The organism is Mesorhizobium sp. CO1-1-8, assembly GCF_020164875.1.
GTDB lineage: Bacteria > Pseudomonadota > Alphaproteobacteria > Rhizobiales > Rhizobiaceae > Mesorhizobium.
On record NZ_JAIUGZ010000017.1, the window covers coordinates 48,872 to 68,477 of the forward strand.

General features: G+C 63.3%; 17 protein-coding genes. 7 read left to right on the forward strand and 10 right to left on the reverse strand.

Features of this window, described 5'->3' with window-relative positions; translation table 11 throughout:
* Nucleotides 1-22: 22 nt before the first annotated feature.
* The 4 genes from LB558_RS27020 to LB558_RS27035 all read right to left on the reverse strand — a co-directional run bounded on the left by LB558_RS27020 (nt 23) and on the right by LB558_RS27035 (nt 4,271).
* On the reverse strand, nt 23-1,123 hold the full coding sequence (locus LB558_RS27020; protein ID WP_224700336.1) for an ABC transporter ATP-binding protein: 1,101 nt from the start codon (nt 1,121-1,123) through the stop codon (nt 23-25).
* Between the two features lie 5 nt (nt 1,124-1,128).
* Nucleotides 1,129-2,061, reverse strand: coding sequence for a carbohydrate ABC transporter permease (locus LB558_RS27025; protein WP_224700398.1), 933 nt, complete (start codon nt 2,059-2,061; stop codon nt 1,129-1,131).
* 2 nt (nt 2,062-2,063) lie between these two features.
* Nucleotides 2,064-2,951 (reverse strand): carbohydrate ABC transporter permease, encoded by an 888-nt coding sequence (locus tag LB558_RS27030; protein ID WP_027037757.1) that lies wholly within the window; start codon nt 2,949-2,951, stop codon nt 2,064-2,066.
* Between the two features lie 81 nt (nt 2,952-3,032).
* Nucleotides 3,033-4,271, reverse strand: a complete 1,239-nt coding sequence (locus tag LB558_RS27035; RefSeq protein ID WP_224700337.1) for an ABC transporter substrate-binding protein — start codon at nt 4,269-4,271, stop codon at nt 3,033-3,035.
* Between the two features lie 381 nt (nt 4,272-4,652).
* On the opposite strand from LB558_RS27035, the gene LB558_RS27040 reads away from it, so the two are divergent.
* Entirely contained in the window at nt 4,653-5,708 is a 1,056-nt protein-coding gene (locus tag LB558_RS27040; protein WP_127261139.1) for a LacI family DNA-binding transcriptional regulator, read from the forward strand.
* A gap of 52 nt (nt 5,709-5,760) precedes the next feature.
* On the opposite strand, the gene gndA is transcribed toward LB558_RS27040, so the two are convergent.
* The 6 genes from gndA to LB558_RS27070 all read right to left on the reverse strand — a co-directional run bounded on the left by gndA (nt 5,761) and on the right by LB558_RS27070 (nt 11,710).
* Nucleotides 5,761-7,188, reverse strand: coding sequence for an NADP-dependent phosphogluconate dehydrogenase (gene gndA, locus LB558_RS27045; RefSeq protein WP_224700338.1), 1,428 nt, complete (start codon nt 7,186-7,188; stop codon nt 5,761-5,763).
* A gap of 178 nt (nt 7,189-7,366) precedes the next feature.
* The gene (locus LB558_RS27050) at nt 7,367-9,004 is read right to left on the reverse strand and encodes a copper resistance CopC/CopD family protein (RefSeq protein ID WP_224700339.1); all 1,638 of its coding nucleotides are present in this window, start codon (nt 9,002-9,004) and stop codon (nt 7,367-7,369) included.
* 53 nt (nt 9,005-9,057) lie between these two features.
* Nucleotides 9,058-9,576: a YcnI family protein gene (locus LB558_RS27055; protein WP_224700340.1), complete on the reverse strand. Its 519-nt coding sequence runs from the start codon at nt 9,574-9,576 to the stop codon at nt 9,058-9,060.
* Between the two features lie 41 nt (nt 9,577-9,617).
* Nucleotides 9,618-10,157 carry a copper chaperone PCu(A)C gene (locus LB558_RS27060; RefSeq protein WP_224700341.1) on the reverse strand — a complete coding sequence of 180 codons (540 nt, stop codon included), beginning with the start codon at nt 10,155-10,157 and terminating at the stop codon, nt 9,618-9,620.
* 97 nt (nt 10,158-10,254) lie between these two features.
* Nucleotides 10,255-10,611, reverse strand: coding sequence for a DUF2946 family protein (locus tag LB558_RS27065; RefSeq protein ID WP_224700342.1), 357 nt, complete (start codon nt 10,609-10,611; stop codon nt 10,255-10,257).
* Nucleotides 10,612-10,807: 196 nt separating this feature from the next.
* The gene (locus LB558_RS27070) at nt 10,808-11,710 is read right to left on the reverse strand and encodes a GntR family transcriptional regulator (protein WP_224700343.1); all 903 of its coding nucleotides are present in this window, start codon (nt 11,708-11,710) and stop codon (nt 10,808-10,810) included.
* A 227-nt stretch (nt 11,711-11,937) separates the two neighbouring features.
* On the opposite strand from LB558_RS27070, the gene LB558_RS27075 reads away from it, so the two are divergent.
* The 6 genes from LB558_RS27075 (at nt 11,938) to LB558_RS27100 (ending at nt 19,606) form a co-directional block, all read left to right on the forward strand.
* Nucleotides 11,938-13,443 carry a UxaA family hydrolase gene (locus LB558_RS27075; RefSeq protein WP_224700344.1) on the forward strand — a complete coding sequence of 502 codons (1,506 nt, stop codon included), beginning with the start codon at nt 11,938-11,940 and terminating at the stop codon, nt 13,441-13,443.
* Nucleotides 13,444-13,503: 60 nt separating this feature from the next.
* Nucleotides 13,504-14,502: an aldo/keto reductase gene (locus tag LB558_RS27080; RefSeq protein ID WP_224700345.1), complete on the forward strand. Its 999-nt coding sequence runs from the start codon at nt 13,504-13,506 to the stop codon at nt 14,500-14,502.
* Between the two features lie 313 nt (nt 14,503-14,815).
* Entirely contained in the window at nt 14,816-15,808 is a 993-nt protein-coding gene (locus LB558_RS27085) for an ABC transporter substrate-binding protein (RefSeq protein ID WP_013529529.1), read from the forward strand.
* A gap of 196 nt (nt 15,809-16,004) precedes the next feature.
* Entirely contained in the window at nt 16,005-17,558 is a 1,554-nt protein-coding gene (locus tag LB558_RS27090) for a sugar ABC transporter ATP-binding protein (RefSeq protein WP_224700346.1), read from the forward strand.
* Complete coding sequence (locus LB558_RS27095; RefSeq protein ID WP_027037769.1) at nt 17,555-18,520, forward strand: ABC transporter permease; 966 nt, start codon at nt 17,555-17,557, stop codon at nt 18,518-18,520. The genes LB558_RS27090 and LB558_RS27095 overlap by 4 nt, the downstream gene beginning before the upstream one ends.
* 66 nt (nt 18,521-18,586) lie before the next feature.
* Entirely contained in the window at nt 18,587-19,606 is a 1,020-nt protein-coding gene (locus LB558_RS27100; RefSeq protein WP_224700347.1) for a zinc-binding alcohol dehydrogenase family protein, read from the forward strand.

The following is a 19,606-nucleotide window of genomic DNA, read 5'->3' on the forward strand; positions in this document are numbered from 1 at the left end:
TCCGTTTCTTTGGGCTTGGGAGTTATAAGCGGTTGCCGGTGGCGGCATCGAACAGCGAAGCGCGCGCCGGATCGAAGCCGATCCGGATCGGGTCGCCGTTGCGAAGTGTCCTTTCCGCCTCGACGCGGAAGGAAAGATTGTGGCCGCCAAGTTTCGTCCACACCAGCGTGTCCGAGCCCATCGGCTCGACAATCTCGACAGCCCCGTCAGCGGCAAAGGGCATCGATCTCGCCGCTTCGCCGAAGGCAATATGTTCTGGCCGGATGCCCAGTACGCAAGCGCCGGTGGGGCGATCGCCGCCCTCGAAACCATAGCGGTCGAGCGGCACCGCAACACCATCGGTCTTGAACACCGGGCCGGCGCCGTCCTGCAGCTCGCCATCGACGAAGTTCATTGCGGGCGAGCCGAGGAAGCCGGCGACGAAACGGTTGACCGGACGGTTGTAGATGGTCTGCGGCGCATCGAGCTGCTGGATGACGCCGCCCTTCATCACCGCGATGCGGTCGGCCAGCGTCATCGCCTCGATCTGGTCGTGGGTGACGTAGATCATGGTGTTCTGCAGCTTGCGATGCAGCAGCTTGATCTCGACGCGCAGTTCGGCGCGCAGCTTGGCATCGAGATTGGACAGCGGCTCATCGAACAGGAACACATCGACATCGCGCACCAGCGCCCGTCCGATCGCCACGCGCTGGCGCTGGCCGCCGGAAAGTGCGGCCGGCTTACGCTGCAGCAGCGGCTCGATCTGCAGGATTTCAGCCGCCCGCGCGATCCGCTTGGCGATCTCTTCTTTTGGCGTGCCGGCGACACGCAGCCCGAAGGACAGGTTCTTCTCCACCGTCATTTGCGGATAGAGCGCATAGGACTGGAACACCATGCCGATGCCGCGGTCCTTGGGCTCTTCCCAGGTGACGTTCTTGCCCTTGATGAAGATGCGGCCCTCGGAGACGTCGAGCAGGCCGGCAATGCAGTTGAGCAAGGTCGACTTGCCGCAGCCGGACGGCCCGAGCAGCACGATGAACTCGCCATCGGCAACATCGAGATTGAGCGTCTCCAGGACCGTCACCGCGCCGAAATTCAGCGACAGGTCCTGGATTGAAACGCTGGTATCGCTGGCTGCCGTCATCGCCATCACCCCTTCACCGCGCCGGCGGCGATGCCGCGCACGAAAAGCTTGCCTGAAATGAAGTAGACGATGAGCGGCACAAGCCCGGTCAGGATGGTGGCTGCCATATTGACGTTGTACTCCTTCACGCCTTGCACCGAATTGACGATGTTGTTGAGCTGCACCGTCATCGGATAGGTGTCGGGGCGGGTGTAGACGACGCCGAACAGGAAGTCGTTCCAGATGCCGGTCACCTGCAGGATGATGGCGACGACGAAGATCGGCAGCGACATCGGCAGCATGATACGCAGGAAGATGCCCCAGAAGCCGGCGCCGTCGACGCGTGCCGCCCGGAACAGCTCTTCCGGCATCGAGGCGAAATAATTGCGGAACAGCAGCGTCAGGATCGGCATGCCGAAAATGGAATGGACGATCACCAGCCCGCTGAGGCTGCCATAGAGGCCGATTTCGCGCAGGATGATGACGATCGGATAGATCATCACCTGGTAGGGAATGAAGGCGCCGACGATCAGGATGATGAAGAACGTATCGGCGCCCTTGAAGCGCCAATTGGCCAGCGCGTAGCCGTTCACCGAGGCGATGGCGATCGACAGCAGCACCGACGGCACGGTGATGCGCACCGAATTCCAGAAGCCGCGCGAGAGCCCGTCGCAGTTTAGGCCGGTGCAGGCCGTCGACCACGCCTTGACCCACGGCTCGAAGGTGATCTCGAGCGGCGGTGAGAAAATGTTGCCGAGCCTGATCTCCGGCATGCCCTTGAGCGAGGTGACGATCATGACATAGAGCGGCAAGAGGTAGTAGACCGCCATGACGAACAATGTGCCGTAGAGGAAGATGTTGCGGCGCGAAATCATGCGGCGCGGCTTCGGGCCGTAGGGACCGATGATGCCCGGGCGCGCGGCGGCGGCAGTGCTTGTTTGAGCGGTGATGTCTGCCATGCTCATTTGCGCCGCCCGAACTCGAGATAGGCCCAAGGCACGATGACGATCACCACCGAGAGCAGCATCATGGTCGAGGCTGCAAAACCCTGGCCGAGGTTCTGGGCGAAGAACATATAGTCGTAAACGTATTTGGCCGGCACTTCGGAGGCGATGCCCGGGCCGCCGCTGGTCTGGGCCACGACGAGGTCATAGACCTTGACGATGCCGGAAGCGATGATGACGAGCGTGGTGATGAAGACCGGCCGCATCATCGGGATGACGATGAACAGATAGGTCTTCCACATCGGGATCCCATCCACCCGCGCCGCCTTCCAGATGTCCTCGTCGATGCCGCGAAGACCGGCCAGCATCAGGCACATGATGAGCCCTGTGCCTTGCCACAGCGCCGCGATCGATATGCCGTAGATGACGATGCTGGAATTGTAGAGCGGGTCGAAGCTGAAACTCGTCCAGCCTAAGTCCCGTACCACATGCTGGATGCCGAAATCCGGATTGAGCAGCCACTGCCAGACCAGGCCGGTGACGATGAAGGAGAGCGCGAAAGGATAGAGGAAGATGGTGCGGAACGTGTCCTCGAAGCGGATCTTCTGATCGAGCAGCGCGGCAAGCAGAAAGCCGATGACCAGCGAGAACACCAGCGAGATCGCGCCGTAGATCAACAGGTTCTCGATCGAGATCAGCCAGCGTGGCGCCGCCCACAGGCGGTAATACTGGTCGAGCCCGACAAAATTCAGCCGCGGCAGGAGCTTCGAATTGGTGAAGGAATAGAGCACCGTCCAAACGGTGCCGCCGACGAAAACCACCATGGCGGTGAGGATCATCGGGATCGAGGCGACCTTCGCATTGAGGTTGCGGAACAGAAGGTTGGGGCGTTCGCTCTTGCTCATCTCGTCAGCCGGCTGGGTAAGGGCGGTGCATTCCCGGCCCTGCGTTCGCAAGGCCGGGAGCGAGGTGGGCTGCCTCCAGGGTCAGTCCGCCGAAGCGATGAGGTCGGCGAAGCGCTTCTGCGCGTCTTCGACGGTCAGTTCCGGCTTGGCGAAGAATTCGGCGAAAAGGTCTTCCTTCTGCTTCTGGGTGTCCTGCGAAAGCAGCTGATCCGTCCACGGTATGACGGCACCCTTGGCGAGGATGGCGAGGCCCTTCTTCATGCAGTCGTTCGCCGCATTGAGATCGACGTCGCCGCGCACGGGCAGGGAACCCTTCTTCAGATTGAAGGCAACCTGCGTCTTGGGATCGAGCAGCGTCTCGGCCAGCACCTCCTGCGCCTTGCTCTTGTCGGCATCCTTGAGCAGCGGGAAATAGAAGGCGTCGCCGCCCGTGGCTATGACCTCGTTCAGCCCAAGGCCCGGAAGGCAGGTATAATCCTTGCCGGCGGTCTTGCCGGCAACCTGGAACTCGCCCTGTGCCCAGTCGCCCATGATCTGGCCGCCGGCCTTGCCGGTGATGACCAGGTTGGTCGCCTGGTTCCAGTCCTGCACATTGGTGTTCTTCGCCATCTTGCGGGCATCGTCCGCGGCCTTGAAGACCTTGGCGACTTCGGGCCCGGCGGCGAACTTGGCATCCTTGTCCTTGTAGACCTTGAGGAACGTGTCCGTGCCGCCCACAGCCGCAAGCAGCACGTCGAACGCACCGGAGGATTGCCAGGCCTGTCCGCCGACTGCGAGCGGGATGATGCCGGCCTTTTCCAGTGCCGGCGCTGCCGCCACGAATTCATTCCAGTCCTTCGGCAACGGCACGCCGGCCTTCGCGAAGGCTTCGTTGGACAGCCACAGCCACTGCCAGGAATGGATGTTGACGGGCACGCAATAGATCTTGCCGTCGATGGTGCAGCCGTCGAGCAGGCTCTTCGGTCGGACGACTTCCGTCCACTTGCCCTTGGTGGCGACGTCGGTGAGGTCGCGCATCAGGCCGGCCTGCACCAGTTCCTCCGCCTGCCGGCCATGGTTGAACTGCGTGGCGCCCATCGGATCGCCACCGGTGATGCGGCTGATCATGATTGGCCGCGCCGTGCCGCCGGAACCGGCAATGGCGCCGTCCACCCAGTGGTTGCCGGTCGCATCGAATGCCTTGGCAAGTTCCGCAACCGCCGCCGCCTCGCCGCCCGACGTCCACCAATGAGTGACTTCCAAGTCCGTCGCGGCCGCCTGGCCGGCAAACTGCAACGCGGCCGTCGCTGCCAGCGCAGCGGTCAAAAGTTTGTATCGCATTTCGGCTCCTCCCAGAATCTGAAACGTTACAGATTTTCGATACGGCAATTGCGTGGGCTGCGCAACCCATCAACGAAATGCCTTCGATATTTTTTCGGGCCGCGAACAAATTCACCTGAGTGATCGCACCTTTTATGCACTGCAACATGGCTCGCTGCGGTGCAAACATCGAAATGTCGACCGATCCGGGCAAAAAGCGGCGGCAGGGGCGATTTTCCTGGAATCCCAATGCGTTTCGCAACGAGGACATGTAACCCGATATGGCAATCTGTAACGTTTCAGTATATTGAGACTTTACCGGGGCTGGAACGCATATCGTATCGCCATGGCGGCGATTGCTGACATGGCCTGCGGCTGCTATGCGCCTGACGGGCGGGACGAATGGACAGACAGCGTACGGACAAGAACGGGGAGACCTCGGCACAGGGACGGCCGACGTTGAAGACGCTTGCCTTCATGACCGGGCTCGGCGTCACCACCGTGTCACGCGCCTTGAAGGATGCCCCGGAAATCGGCGCCGAAACCAGGCGCCGCGTCCAACTCGTCGCCAAGCAGATCGGCTACCGGCCGAACCGCGCCGGCGTGCGTCTGCGCACCGGCAGGACCAATGTCATCAGCCTCGTGCTCAACACCGACCGCGAGATCATGAGCTTCGTCTCGGACATCATCTACGGCGTTTCGGAAGTGCTCGCCGAAACGCCCTATCACCTGATCGTCACGCCCTATTCCCGCTCGCAGGATCCGATGGAGCCGATCCGCTATCTCGTCGAGACCGGCTCGGCCGACGGCGTCATCATCTCACGCACCCAACCGAACGATCCGCGGGCCCGCTACATGCTCGAGCACGGCATGCCCTTTGCCACGCACGGCCGCACCGACATGGGGCTCGTCCATCCCTACCATGACTTCGACAACCATGTTTTCGCAATGGAAGCCGTGCGCCGCCTGGCGAGCATGGGCAGGCACAAACTGGCGCTTCTGTCGCCGCCGCCCGGGCTGACCTATTATGGCCACACGCTGAACGGCTTTGCAGATGCGCTGAGCGAGGTCGGAGCCAGCGAGATTCCGTTCAACACCGTTTCCATCGATCACACGATCGAGCAGATCAGGACCAGGACGGCGCAGGTGATGCGCCGCGAGAACAGGCCGGACGGCTTCGTCAGCAGCGCTGCCGCCGCGACACTGGCTATCGTCGCCGGCATCGAGGATGCCGGCCTCAAGCTTGGCCGCGACGTCGATGTCGTGTCCAAGCAGTCGTCGGACCTGTTGCACTTGTTCCGGCCGGAATTGCTCGTCGTCAACGAGAACTTCCGTCTGGCCGGCTCCGATCTCGCCCGTTCCGTGCTTGGCTGGATCGGCGGTGCCGCACCCGGCTCGTTGCAGCGCCTGGTCGCCACCAGCGAGGTTCAGGCGTTCAGCCCGCCGGTTTCCGTTTAGAGCAATTCCAGGAAAAGTGTGAAACGGTTTTCCCGGGAAAAGCGCTGGCTTGCTAGCCAGCCGCACCGCTTCCCCACGGCCCATGGAACGCGCCTTTGTCGTCGATACGCTCGAAGCCGTGCGCACCGAAGAAGTCGCGCTGCGCCTGGATCAGGTTCGAGGTGCCGCGGCCCTGGCGGTAGCTGTCGAAATAGGCAAGTGCGGAAGATAGCGCCGGAACCGGCGAGCCGGCCTCCGAAGCCCTCGCCACGATGCGGCGCAGCGACGGATGCGCTTCCTGCATCAGCGAGATGAAGGCCGGAGCCATTAGAAGGTTGGTCGAGGCGCCGCCCTTGCTGAAGGCTTCCGCCATGGTGTCGAGCATCTGCGAGCGGATGATGCAGCCTGCGCGCCAGATCCTGGCGATGGTCGGCATCGGCAGGTTCCAGTTGAATTCCTTGGAGGCGCCGCTCATCACCGCGAAACCCTGGGCGTAGGCGGCGATCTTGCCGGCGAACAGCGCCAGCTCCAGATCTTTGAGCAAGGCGTCCTTGTCGCCGGAAATTTTTGTCACGCCGGCGTTGCCATAGGCCTTTTCCGCCGCGAGCCGCTCGTCCTTGATCGAAGACAGAACGCGTGCCGCCACTGCCGCCTCGATCGCCGTCGCCGGAATGCCGAGCTGCTGCGCCTCGATGACAGACCATTTGCCGGTGCCTTTCTGGCCGGCGCGGTCGAGGATGATGTCGACCACCGGTTTGCCGGTCTTCGGATCGTCTGATGCCAGCACCTTGGCGGTGATCTCGATCAGGTAGGAGTTGAGCCGGCCCTTGTTCCAGTTGGCAAACACCGTGCCGATCTCTTTCGGGTCCATGCCCAGGCCGTCGCGCAGGATGCCGTAGATCTCCGCGATCATCTGCATGTCGGCATATTCGATGCCGTTATGGATGGTCTTGACGAAATGCCCGGCGCCGTCGGTGCCGAGCCATGCCGCGCAGGGTTCGTCCTTGAACTTGGCGGAGATCGCCGTCAGCACCTTCTCGACGCGCTTCCACGAATCCTCCGTGCCGCCGACCATGATCGACGGCCCGTGGCGCGCGCCCTCCTCGCCGCCGGACACGCCCATGCCGATGAAGGTGAGACCCGAGCCGGAAAGCTCGGAGAAGCGCCGCATCGTGTCGCGGAAATTGGCGTTGCCGGCGTCGATGACGATGTCGTTGGCCGACAGCACGCCACGCAGAGCCGCGATCTGTTCGTCGACCGGCTTGCCGGCCAGCACCATGATGATGATCGGGCGCGGCGGCCTGATCGCGGCGGCAAGCTCTTCCAGGCTGTAGCAGGGCACGACCATGTCCCTGAGCGCGCCGGCATTCTCGACGAAAGCGTCGGTGCGCGCCCTGGTGCGGTTGAAGACAGCGATGCGGTGCCCGTGCTCGGCGATGTTGAGGGCCAGGTTGGAGCCCATCGTGCCAAGGCCGATCAGGCCGATTTCGGCATTTTCCATCGTTTCTTCCCTGCTTTCGGATCTTGTTGGTTCGAACCCGCGATTTTCGGGGATGCCCATTCTTCACGGGATGCCATTCTTCACGGGATGATTGACGGGCCTTTCGGGCCACGTCAACCGCCTCGCCGAATTGTGTTGCGGCAGACCATGATGAGTTCGGCCTTGAAGCACCCGGCGGTTACGGCCTGATATCGATCGGCGCTTCGATCTTCACCATCTCGAAGTCCGAGACCAGGATGTCGATGCGCACCGTCCACCGGCCCGGCACCGGGATAAGGAGGTTGTCGACGCGCCAGCTGCCGTCGCCGGGCTTGCTCGCAGCGCGCTTCAGCGGCTCGATGCCGGAATCGGGTTTTGACAGCACCAGCGTCACCTCCTTGGCGTCGAGCGGGCCGAAATCGCCGCTCATGATGACCATCGAGGCAACGACCGGGCCGGCATGGCCGGGAGTGATGCTGAGGTCGGCCATCGCTTGCAGCGCGTGGATATGGACCGACACCGGTTGCGCTGCCGAAATCGCCAGGGCTCGTGGCGGCGGTGTGAAACGCCAGCCAGCGGCAACGCCGAAAATCGCCAACACGATCAACATCTCGACGCCGATCGAGCGGACCAGCCTGCGTTGAACTTCCGTCGATCCCGCCTCGGCCGGCGCGGTGAGTTTCCAGCGGTTGACGGCTGCGAGCGTGAACAGAAAGACCAGCAGCCCCAGCTTGATCAGCAGCAGCCTTCCATAGGCGGTCTCGACCAATGCCGCGGGTGTTTGCACCTGGATGACGGCAAGCACGATGCCGGCAGCGGCAAGCACGGCCACCACGGGCAGGATCGCCCAAGAAAACCGCCGCAGGAATAGCGTGGCCTCCGCCGATTGCCCCTTCAGCGCCAGCCCGAGTGGGACCAATGCGCCGGCCCACAACGCGATGCCGACGCTGTGCAGGAACACCATCGGCCGCGTCAGCCATTGCGGTTCGGCGGCACTGGCATGGCCGCTGGCGGCAAGGGCAATCCCCACCCCGGCCACCCCGGCCAGCGCCAATGGTTTGGCGGTGGCAAGGGGCCCGGCCAGCGACAGCAGGCCAAGCCCCAGCGCGATCAGCGCGACCAGCACTGTCCAGCCGAAACTGGTGCCGAGCCCGGTCCGCCAGATGATCGGCTGCGCCAGATGCGAGAGCGGCGCCCCGAGCGCATCAAGCCCCTGCACGCCGAGCGACAGGCACGACGCGACCAGCCCGCACAGGATTGCAGCTGCAACGAAGCGCTGCCCGGCGCGGCCACTTCCGGCCAACCAGGAAAGCGCGAAGGCGCCGCCAACGCCGAGGAAAAGGCCGACGTAGAGAAAGATTTTGCCCGCCCAGATAGCCGACCGCAACGGCCAGTCGACGGCTTCGGATACGGCCGGCGGTTCGCTGGGCGCGCCGATGGAAAACAACAGGGATCCGCCGACGGGATGACCGTCTGCGGAGATGACGCGCCAGCTCAGCACATGCGTGCCGGACTTGAGCGGCTGCGGATTGTCGATCTCGACGGTCTGGTCGCTGAGCCGGAATGACGTTAGCGGAATCGGCTTGCCGTCGGGCTTCACCAGCGTCAGCACCAGGGGCGAGACCGGCTCGCTGAAGGTCAGCGAGAACTGCGCCGGCCCCTGTGCCAGCACCGCGCCGTCGGCCGGATCGGTCTTGATCAGCGCGGCATGGGCGAAGGCCTGATCTGGCCCGGCCATGATGGCAAGAAGCACGATCATGGCCAACAGGCCGGCGACTAGCCGGCCGGCGCGTTGGCCGGTCATGCAAGCCGTTTGCAGGAAGGACGTCGTGCTCATGTCACCGCCACGAAAAAGAGCGGCGCGCTCGAAAGAGCGCGCCGCCTGGGAGATCATTTCTTCGGCAGCAGCTTGATGCCGGGTGCCGGGCTTTCCAGCGCGTCTTCATCCTGCCCTGCCGCTGGAATCTCGATCCAGCGATCGGCCGCACCGTCGCATTCCTGCACCACCGGGAAATAGAGTTTTTGGCCGACAGGGAGATCGGCCGTCAGCGTCGCGCGGAAGACGAACTCGTCGTAGAATTCATCGGGCAGGCTGCCGCCGCTCCAGTCGACCTCCTTGACCCCGTCGGCAACCGCCTGACCATAGAGCTGGTAGGATTTGTCGTACTTGCCCTTCTTGGTCTGCAGCGTCCAGCCAGGCTTCGGCATCGGCTTCACTGCGATCACGCCTTCCGGAATCTGTACGCGCACGGCGGTCGTCGCCTTGCCGTCGCAGCCATGCGGCACCCGCAAAACGGCCTTGTAGGTCGAGCCGGCCGCCGCCTCCTGGGTTTCGAACGTGATATGCGCGAAGGCGGCACTGGTTCCGAGCACGAGAAGTGCGCCGGCCGACAAAAGATATTTGTTCATGATGGTCCCTCGGACTTTCAAAATTTGTCGAACTGGCCGGATCAATTGGCGTGATCGTCCATGGCGCCGCCGCCCATGCCTTCGACAGCGAAATCGACGCTGACGGGGCCGGCCTTTTCGAAAGTCAGCGTGGCGGAAAACTTCTCGCCCTGCTTGGGTTGCCGCTTCAGGCCGATGAACATCAGATGATAGCCGCCGGGTGCAAGGGCGACCTTGCCGCCAGCCGGAATCTCCAGGCCGCCGGCAACCGGCCGCATGGTCATGACGCCGTCCTTGACGCCCATCTCATGCAGCTCGGCCTTTTCAGAAATATCGGAGGAAATCGACACCAGCCGGTCCGGCGCGCTGCCGTTGTTGGTGATGGTGAAATAGCCGCCGGCCACCTTGGCACCGGCCGGCGTGGCACGCGACCAGGGGTGGCCGATCTCGAGATCGCCAACCTTGAACTCATGCGCAAAGACGGACTGGGCGCCGACGAACGACAGCGCAAGAGCCAGCACGGCAATGCCAAGATGCTCTTCAAGGCGTGACAGAATGCGGCCGAGCGTATCGCCCGCCGCTATACGGAAAAAATAGGACATGGTTGCTCCATGAAGTGATGGTCGCGCCGTTGCCGGTCGCGAGCAGTTTGATCTTTGGATGGGTACGCCCACGAAAGGTTCCGCCGGGCAAACAGGCTCAGGCCGTCAGCGGCGGCGCGCGCGGGTTCGACGGCGAGCGCTCACGCGCAAAGTCGAGATGGATGGCGGCCGGAAAGACAAAGGCGACCGTTTCAAAGGAAAGGCTGCCCAGCGCCAGGCCAGCGCCGGGCGGCGGCGCAAAGGCCGCCGAAACCATGCTGCAGCCGAGCACGCAGCATGCCGGAAGATGGGACGGCGGCTGGTTGCCGCCCGGAAGCTGGGTTGCGCCCTCATGGGTGCAGATGACGTTGCCGAAGGCATCGAGCTGCGATGCATTGGGACCGGCGCCGAAGGCGAATGCTCCAAGCGTCGACTGGAGCAACAGCAGATAGGCCGCGACAAGCGCGACCGGCATGCTCCATCGTCTCTTCGATACGCCCAATGCCCTGCCTCTTCGCAGCAACGAACCATATCTAGCACGGGGCCGGCGGGTGGAAAATCGCCAAATCGCCGCGGCGCCGACGCGGCAGGCTCAATGCATGCCGCCCAAAAGTGTATAGCGGTTTTGGGGCAAGACATGCATGAAACGAGACTCTGAGCCGCGATGCGGTTCAGAGTCTTTGCAGCGACCGGCTCTCCGGGATCGAGGTCAGCAATGTCTGGCGCGCCGACTTCAGGTGCTTGCGGCAAGCGGCGTCGACCTTGCCGAGATCGCGTGATTTCAGCGCCTCTATGTAGACCAGATGCTCACCGATTGCGACTTCGTTGCGCTCGCGTTCCTGCGCCTTGTTCCACTGGTAGTGGTAGTGGAAGATCATGGCGATGACATCGTAGAAATCGACGATGAAGCGGTTGCGCGACGCCCGGTGGATGAGCCGGTGGAAGCGCTCGTCGAGCTCGGAGAATTCGGTGAAGCGGGCGGCTATGTCGTTTGCCAACTGGCGATGCTCGTCTTCCAGGCGGTCGAGATCGGTCCAGACCGCGCTGTCCTGCGGCAAAGCGGCAAAGGCGGCCGCCGAGCGCAGTTCGAACATCTCGCGGATTTCGGTCAGCTCCAGCGCGAAGGCGCGCGTAAAGCCCTTCAGCACCCAGTGGCTGTTGCGACGCTTCTCGATCAGGCCGAAACGGGAGAAGCGGATCAGAAACTCGCGCACGCTGGTGGTGCCGACGCCGATCTCACGCGCCAGTTCGAGCTCGTTGATCTGCATGCCGGCTTCGGCGCCGCCGGCGAGCAGCCTGCGCATGAACGACCGTTCGATGATCTCGGCCAGCGTGTCGGTCTCTTCCTCGGGGAAGAAATCATCGGGACGCGGCTCGCGCAGCACCGTCTTGGCGCGCTTGTTCCAGGCGATCAGCCCGGTCTCTTCCATGCGCGCGAGAATGGTGCGCACCGTGGTCCGGCTGACGCCAAGCAAGGTACCCAGTTCCGGCTCCGAAGGCAGGCTGCGCGTTTCGTCGAGCAGCCGCAGGCAGCGGTTGTAGGCATCCTTGTAGACGTTGTTGCTCTTCGACATCCCTGACCCGTTGCACGCCGTCGCTTGCGGCGGACGGTTTGAAGCGCAATATGACGTTCGCATGGCTCTGAGAAGCGAAATTGCTTCCCGAACACCCCAGAGACATGCGGAACTCCCACGAAAAAACAATTGACGCAAAACTGTTTTTTCACGATAAAAGACAATATCTCTAAACAGACGCGTGTCAATCCGCCCCGCGCAACTCAGGATCACCCAGGAACCCGCCCGTGAACGCCTCCAACTGCATTCTTCTGTCCCCCGCCGACAATGTCGCCGTCGCCAACGGCCGCATCGAGATCGGCACCGTGCTGCCGGGCGGTGCCGTCGCCAGTGCCCTGATCGAGCCCGGCCACAAGGTGGCGATCAAGCCGATCGCCGCCGGCGAGGCCGTGGTGAAATACGCCCAGGCGATCGGTCGCGCGACACAGGATATTGCGGCGGGCGAGCACGTGCATTCGCACAATCTGGTGTTCGAATCCGGCCGCTTGCCGGTCGTGCCGCCGAGTGAGGCTGAGCACGCCACGGAGGCCGACCGCGCCCGCACCTTCATGGGCTATCGCCGCGCCGATGGCCGCGCCGGCACGCGCAACTTCATCGGCATCGTCGCCAGCGTCAATTGCTCGGCCACCGTCTGCCATTCCATCGCCGACACCGCCAACCGCACGCTGTTGCCGAAATATCCCGGCATCGACGGCTTCGTGCCGATCGTGCACGGCCAGGGCTGCGGCATGAGCGCCACCGGCGACGGCATGATGGTGCTGCACCGCACGCTCGCCGGCTACGCCCGCCACCCGAATTTCGGCGGGGTGCTGATGGTCGGCCTCGGCTGCGAGGTCAACCAGCTCACCCTCTACGGCCAGAAGGGCGTCGCTGCCGGCAAACGCCATTTCAACATCCAAGACGCCGGCGGTTCGCGCAAATCGGTGGAAAAAGCCATGGGCGTGCTGGCCGAGATCGCCGAGGAAGTCGGCCAGCTGAAGCGTGAGCCGATCCCGGTCAGCGAGATCGTCGTCGGCCTGCAATGCGGCGGCTCCGACGGCATGTCGGGCATTACGGCCAATCCGGCGCTGGGCGCGGCCGTCGACATCCTGGCCGGCGTCGGCGGCATCGGCATCCTCTCCGAGACCACGGAGATCTACGGCGCCGAACATCTGCTTGCCTACCGCGCGGCAACGCCTGAGATCGCGCAGAAGCTCGACGGCTTTGTGAAGTGGTGGGAGGATCACGTCGCCAAGCATGGCGCCTCGATCGACAACAATCCCTCGCCCGGCAACAAGCGCGGCGGCCTCACCACCATCCTGGAGAAGTCGCTCGGCGCGGTCGCCAAGGGCGGCCAGACGCCGCTCAACGGCGTCTTCGGTTACGCAGAAAAAGTCACCGGCAGCGGCCTGGTGTTCATGGACACGCCCGGCTACGACCCGGTTTCGGCGACCGGCCAGGTGGCGGGCGGCGCCAACGTCATCGTCTTCACCACCGGCCGCGGCTCATGCTTCGGCTGCCGCCCGACGCCGTCGATCAAGGTCGCCACCAACTCGACCATGTACCACCAGATGGAAGAGGACATGGACGTCAATTGCGGCGTCATCGCCTCGGGTGAAAAGACCATCGCCGGCATGGGCCGCGAGATCTTCGAACTGATCGTCGAAACGGCTTCCGGCCGCAAGACCAAGAGCGAGGACTTCGGCTACGGCGACAACGAGTTCGTGCCCTGGCATCTGGGCGCAACACTTTAGATTTTACTGATATAAAGTAGACTGCGCGCCGGTCAGTGGCGGGCAACGGGGAGGTTGTGCATGGAAAGACGCCGCATCGGCCAGACAGCGCTGGAAGTGACCGAGGCCAGCTTCGGCGGCGCTGCACTTGGCGGCCTTTACCGCGCCTGTTCGCGCGAAGCGGCGATGGAGACGCTGCAGGGCGCCTGGGATGCCGGCCTGCGCTATTTCGACACCGCACCCTTCTACGGTTTCGGACTGTCGGAGCGCCGCTTCGGCGACTTCCTGCGCTACAAGCCGCGCGATTCCTATGTGCTGTCGACCAAGGTCGGCCGGCTGTTCCGCCCGGTGCCGGACGATCAGGTTCCCGATCACTCCTATGTCGATCCGCTGCCCTTCGCGCTCGACTACGACTATTCCTATGACGGCATTATGCGGTCGGTCGAGTTCAGCTATGCGCGGCTTGGCCTAAACAGGATAGACATCCTGTTTGTCCATGACATCGGCGCCTACACCCATGGTGTCGAGAAGACCAGGCTGCACTTTCGCGACCTGATGGGCAGCGGCCTCAAGGCACTCGAGGAGCTGAAACGGTCCGGCGTCATTTCCGCCTATGGGCTTGGCGTCAACGAGGTGCAGATCTGTCTCGACGTGATGCGCGAGGCGCCGCTCGACTGCATCCTGCTTGCCAGCCGCTATTCCTTGCTCGACCGCAGCGCCGAAGCGGAGTTGCTGCCCCTATGCCGGGCGCAGCAGACCTCCTTGGTCATTGGCGGCGTGTTCAACTCCGGCATCCTGGCGACCGGGCCGGTGCAAGGCGCACATTTCGACTACCGCCCTGCCAGCCATGACGTGCTCGACCGCGTCGGCGCAATGGAAAGGATCGCCGCCGAGGGTGGCTATCCGCTCGCCGCCGCGGCGTTCCAATTCCCCTTGCATGAACCTGCCGTCGCCACAGTGCTGACCGGCACCGCCAAGCTGGCAAATCTGACGCGCAACCTCGAACTGCTCGACATCGACGTGCCGGAGAAGGAATACGCCAGATATCGTCCCTACACGCTGGCGCAGGAGCTGGCGTGAAGCATATCCAGTGACCCGGGCTTCACATTCTTGCGATCTATAGAAGAATGAACATTCCATATTGACGAATATGTGGAATTAATATTCCATGCATTCTCGGAACGGAAGCGTGACGGCGCCAATGGGGAGCAGCGTGATTGATCTGCCTCTGCCAGACCTCGCAAGGACTGATCAAACACCGCTTGCATCGATCTGTTCGATGCATTATCAAAACATGGCAACTGTTTTTTATTGATAAAGTTCTGTTTTGGACCGCGCCTATCCGGACGGAGCTTCCGTATCGTTTCACCGGGCGACTTAGGGAGGAAACCTCATGAAATTCGTGACCAGCATTCTCAACCGCCGCGCCGTCATGGCGCTGGCAGCAGCTTCGATGCTCGCCGGCGTCATGCATTCGGCGCCGGTTTCGGCAGCGGACGTCACCATTCCGATCATCGTCAAGGACACCACGTCCTTCTACTGGCAGATCGTTCTGGCCGGTGCCCGCAAGGCCGGCAAGGATCTCGGCGTCAACGTGCCGGAACTCGGTGCCCAGGCTGAAACCGACGTCAACGGCCAGGTCTCGATCCTCGAGAACGCCGTTGCCAGCAACCCGGCCGCCATTGTCATTGCGCCGACCGAGTTTAAGGCGCTTGGCAAGCCGATCGATGAAGCCGCTGCCAAGGTCAAGGTCATCGGCATCGACTCCGGCGCCGACTCCAAGGCCTTCACCTCGTTCCTGACCACCGACAACGTCCAGGGCGGCCGCGTCGCCGCCGACGGCCTCGCAGCCGCCATCGGCGCCGCCAACGGCGGCAAGATCGAGGGCGACGTCGCCCTGATCACCAACGCACCGGGCGCCGGCTCGCTCGAACAGCGCAAGCAGGGCTTCACCGAACAGCTGGCCGCCAAATATCCGGGCCTCAAGCTGGTCGCCGACAAGTACGCCGACGGCCAGGCCACCACCGGCCTCAACATCGCCACCGACCTGATCACGGCCAACCCGAACCTCAAGGGCATCTTCGCCTCCAACCTGATCATGGCGCAGGGCGTCGGCCAGGCTGTTGCGGAAAACAACCTTGGCGGCAAGCTGGCGCTGGTCGGTTTCGACAGCGACGAGAAGCTGATCAAGTTCCTCAACGACGGCGTCATTTCCGCCCTCGTCGTCCAGGATCCGTACCGGATGGGCTATGACGGCATCAAGACCGCGCTCGCCGCCTCCAAGGGCGAGAAGGTCGAAGCCAATGTCGACACCGGCGCCAATCTGGTGACCAAGGACAACATGAAAGACCCCAAGATCGACGCGCTGCTCAATCCGAAGCTCTGAGCCGTCGCATCCGCAATCGTCTCCGGGGCGCCTCGCCCCGGAGACACAAGCTGCCGCACAAACGGCTTTGCAATCCGCACGCCTGAGCCAGGCTGTTTTCGAGGCATATCCCTGCCTCGCCGCGTGCCAATCGTGAGGCCAGCCTGGGAAGCCAATCTGCGAGGCCAATCTGGGAGGCCAATCTGGGAGGATTGTCATGATTTCGACGGCGCAGGAACTGCATCCCGCACCCGTTCTGGAACCGGGGCGGACCATCCTCGAATTGCGCGGGCTGGAGAAGCGCTATCCCGGCACCCACGCGCTGAAGCCGGTCGACCTGGCCTTCAAATCCGGTGAGATACACGCCATCGTCGGTGAGAACGGCGCCGGCAAATCCACGCTCATCAAGCTTCTGACCGGCGTGATGCCGCGCACCTCCGGAGAGATTGTCTGGGAGGGCCAGCCGGCCGCCCTGGCGACGCCGCACGAGGCGATGGCGCTCGGCATCAATGCCGTGCACCAGGAAGTCGTGCTGTGCCGTCACCTGACGGTCGCCGCCAACATGTTCCTCGGCGAGGAGAATTCCCGCTTCGGCATCCTGCAGCAGCGGGCCATGGTCAGGCAGGCGCAGACGATCATCGACGACCTCGGCTTCGACCTGCCGGCGCATGTCACGCTCGGCGACCTGACCATTGGCCAGCAGCAGCTGATAGCTGCCGCCCGCGCCACCGTGCGCGGCACCAAATTCCTGATCTTCGACGAGCCGACCGCCTACCTCACCCGCAAGGAGGCCGACCAGCTCTTCACCCTGATCCGCCGGCTGAAGGGCGAAGGCGTGACGATCATCTACATCAGCCACCGCATGGAGGAAGTGTTCGAGCTCGCCGACCGTGTTTCCGTGCTGCGCGACGGCACGCTGGTCGGCACCCGCAACATCGCTGAGACCAACGACGCCGAACTGGTCAAGATGATGATCAACCGCTCGATCGAGCAGGTCTATCACAAGGAGCATTTCACTCCGGGCGCCGCCATCATCGAGGCGAGGAACCTGTCCGGCAAGGGCTTCGAAAATGTCTCGATGACGGTCCGCGCCGGCGAGATCGTCGGACTCTATGGCCTGATCGGTGCCGGACGCAGCGAGTTCGTCACCACGCTTTACGGCCGCCACCGCAAATCCGCCGGCCAGATCCTCTGGGAAGGCAAGGAGGTGCAGGTCAATTCCGAACATGATGCGATCAAGCTCGGCATGGCGCTGGCGCCGGAGAGCCGCCGCGACCAGGGCCTCTGCCTCAACCTGCCGGTCGGCTTCAACCTGAACCTGCCGATCTACAAGCGCATTTCGAACAATCTGCTAATTTCGAGCACGCAGGAGAAGACGCAAGCCGATCGCCAGATCGCCGATCTGCGCATCAAGACGCCGACACGCGGCGCGCTGGCGTCCAGCCTGTCGGGCGGCAACCAGCAGAAGATCGTCATCGGCAAATGGCTGGCGCACGGCGCCAAACTGTTCATCTTCGACGAACCGACGGTCGGCGTCGATGTCGGGACCAAGGCCGAGATCTACCGCCTGTTCGGCGCGCTGCTGTCAAAGGGAGCCGGCATCATCCTGATCTCGTCCTATCTGCCGGAAGTCTATGAACTCGCCGACACGCTGCATGTGTTCCGGCGCGGCAAACTGGTGGCGACGCACGGTTTTCACGCCGCCAGCCACGAGGATATTCTCACTCAGGCGCTCGCCGAGAAACAAGAAAAGCTGGGAGGACAGATATGAGCACCGAGGCGATCGCCGTCGAAAAACCGAAGCGCAACTATAATGTCCTGTTTGGGCTGACGCTTTTGGCGCTGCTGGTTCTGCTCTGGATCCTCCTCTCCGTGGCGACGACCAGCTTCGCCTCGGCCAACAACATAGCCAATCTTTTGCGCCAGGGTTCGATGATCGCCATCATGGCGGTCGGCCAGACCTTCGTCATCATCACCGGCGGTATCGATCTGTCGGTCGGCGCGGTGGTCGGCTTCGCCACCGTGGTCGTGGCCATGATGATCAATGCTGGCTTCCCCATCTGGCTCGCCATTCTGGTGACGCTGCTGGTCGGCGTCGCCATCGGCATGTTCCACGGCTTCGGCATCGTCAAGATGGGCCTGCCGCCCTTCATCATCACGCTGGCAACGCTGACCTCGCTGCGCGGCATCGGCCTTTTGATGACCAACGGCAATTCGATCAACATCAACAGCGACACCTTCACCGCCTTCTCGCGCAATTCCTTCATCGGCATCCCCAACCTGTTCTGGATGGTGATCCTGGTCGGCATTCCGGCCTATATCTTCCTGCATCACAGCCGCTGGGGCCGATACCTGTTTTCGGTCGGCTCCAACGCCGAGGCCTCGCGCCTGTCCGGCGTCAATGTCCAGCGCACCATCTACATGGCCTACACGCTGTCGGGCCTGTGCGCCGCCTTCGTCGGCGTGTTGCTGGCCGCCCGCATCGGCATCGGCAACCCGACGCAGGCCGAGGGCTGGGAACTGCAGGCGATCGCGTCGTCGGTCATCGGCGGCACCTCGCTGTTCGGCGCCGTCGGCTCGGTGCATGGGCCGCTGCTCGGCGCCTTCATCCTGGCCACCATCAACAACGGCGCCAACCTGCTCAACGTCAACTCGTTCTGGCAGCGCATCATCACCGGCGCGCTGATCATCATCATCGTCTACTTCGACGGCCTGCGCCGCCGCGGCAAGTAGCGACCCCGCAATCAACCGCCGGTCCGCCACACCAACGGGCCGGCGATTTCATGACTGGATTAGCGCATGAAAGCCGTCCTCTGCCGTTCGCCCGGCGACCTTGTCCTTGAAGACCGGCCCGCGCCAGAGGCACCGCCTGCCGGCTGGGCGCTTGTGGCGGTCAGCCATGTCGGCATCTGCGGGACCGACTACCACATTTTCGAGGGCAAGCACCCGTTCCTCGCCTATCCCCGCATCATGGGCCATGAGGTGTCTGGTACCGTGATGGAGACCGGCGAAGGCGTCGAACTGGCCGTTGGTGACCCCGTCGTCGTCAACCCCTATCTTTCCTGCGGCAAGTGCATCGCCTGCCGGCACGGCAAGCCCAATTGCTGCGTCAGGATCGAGGTGCTTGGCGTGCATCGCGACGGCGCCATGTGCGAACGCATCCTGGTGCCGGCGCAAAATCTCTATCCGGCCAACGGCCTTTCGCTGGCCGACGCCGCTGCCGTCGAGTTCCTGGCCATCGGCGCGCATGCCGTGCGGCGCGCCCGCGCCGACCCCGGCGCCCGCACGCTGGTCATCGGCGCTGGCCCGATCGGGCTCGGTACCGCCATCTTCGCCCGCATCGCCGAACTCGACGTGACGCTGCTCGACATGAGCAGTGAAAGGCTCGCCTTCGCTGCAAATGAGCTTGGTTTCCGGACCCTCGACGGGCCGCGCGGCGCGGTGCCCGATCTGGTCAAGCAGGCGACATCAGGCGAAGGCTTCGATGTGGTCTTCGACGCCACCGGCAACACCCAGTCGGTGCAGTCGGCCTTCGCCCATGTCGCGCATGGCGGAACGCTGGTGCTGGTCTCCGTCGTCAAGGACGACATCAGCTTTTCCGATCCGGAATTCCACAAGCGCGAGATGACGCTGATCGGCAGCCGCAACGCGCTGCGCGCCGACTTCGATCACGTCGCCGCCTCGATCCGCAACGGCGCCGTTCCCCTGGCCAAGCTCGTCACACACCGCACCACACTCGCCGGCACGCCGCGCGATCTGGCTCGCTGGGCGCATGAGAAATTAGGCCTGATCAAGGCTGTCATCGAGGTCGAATCATAA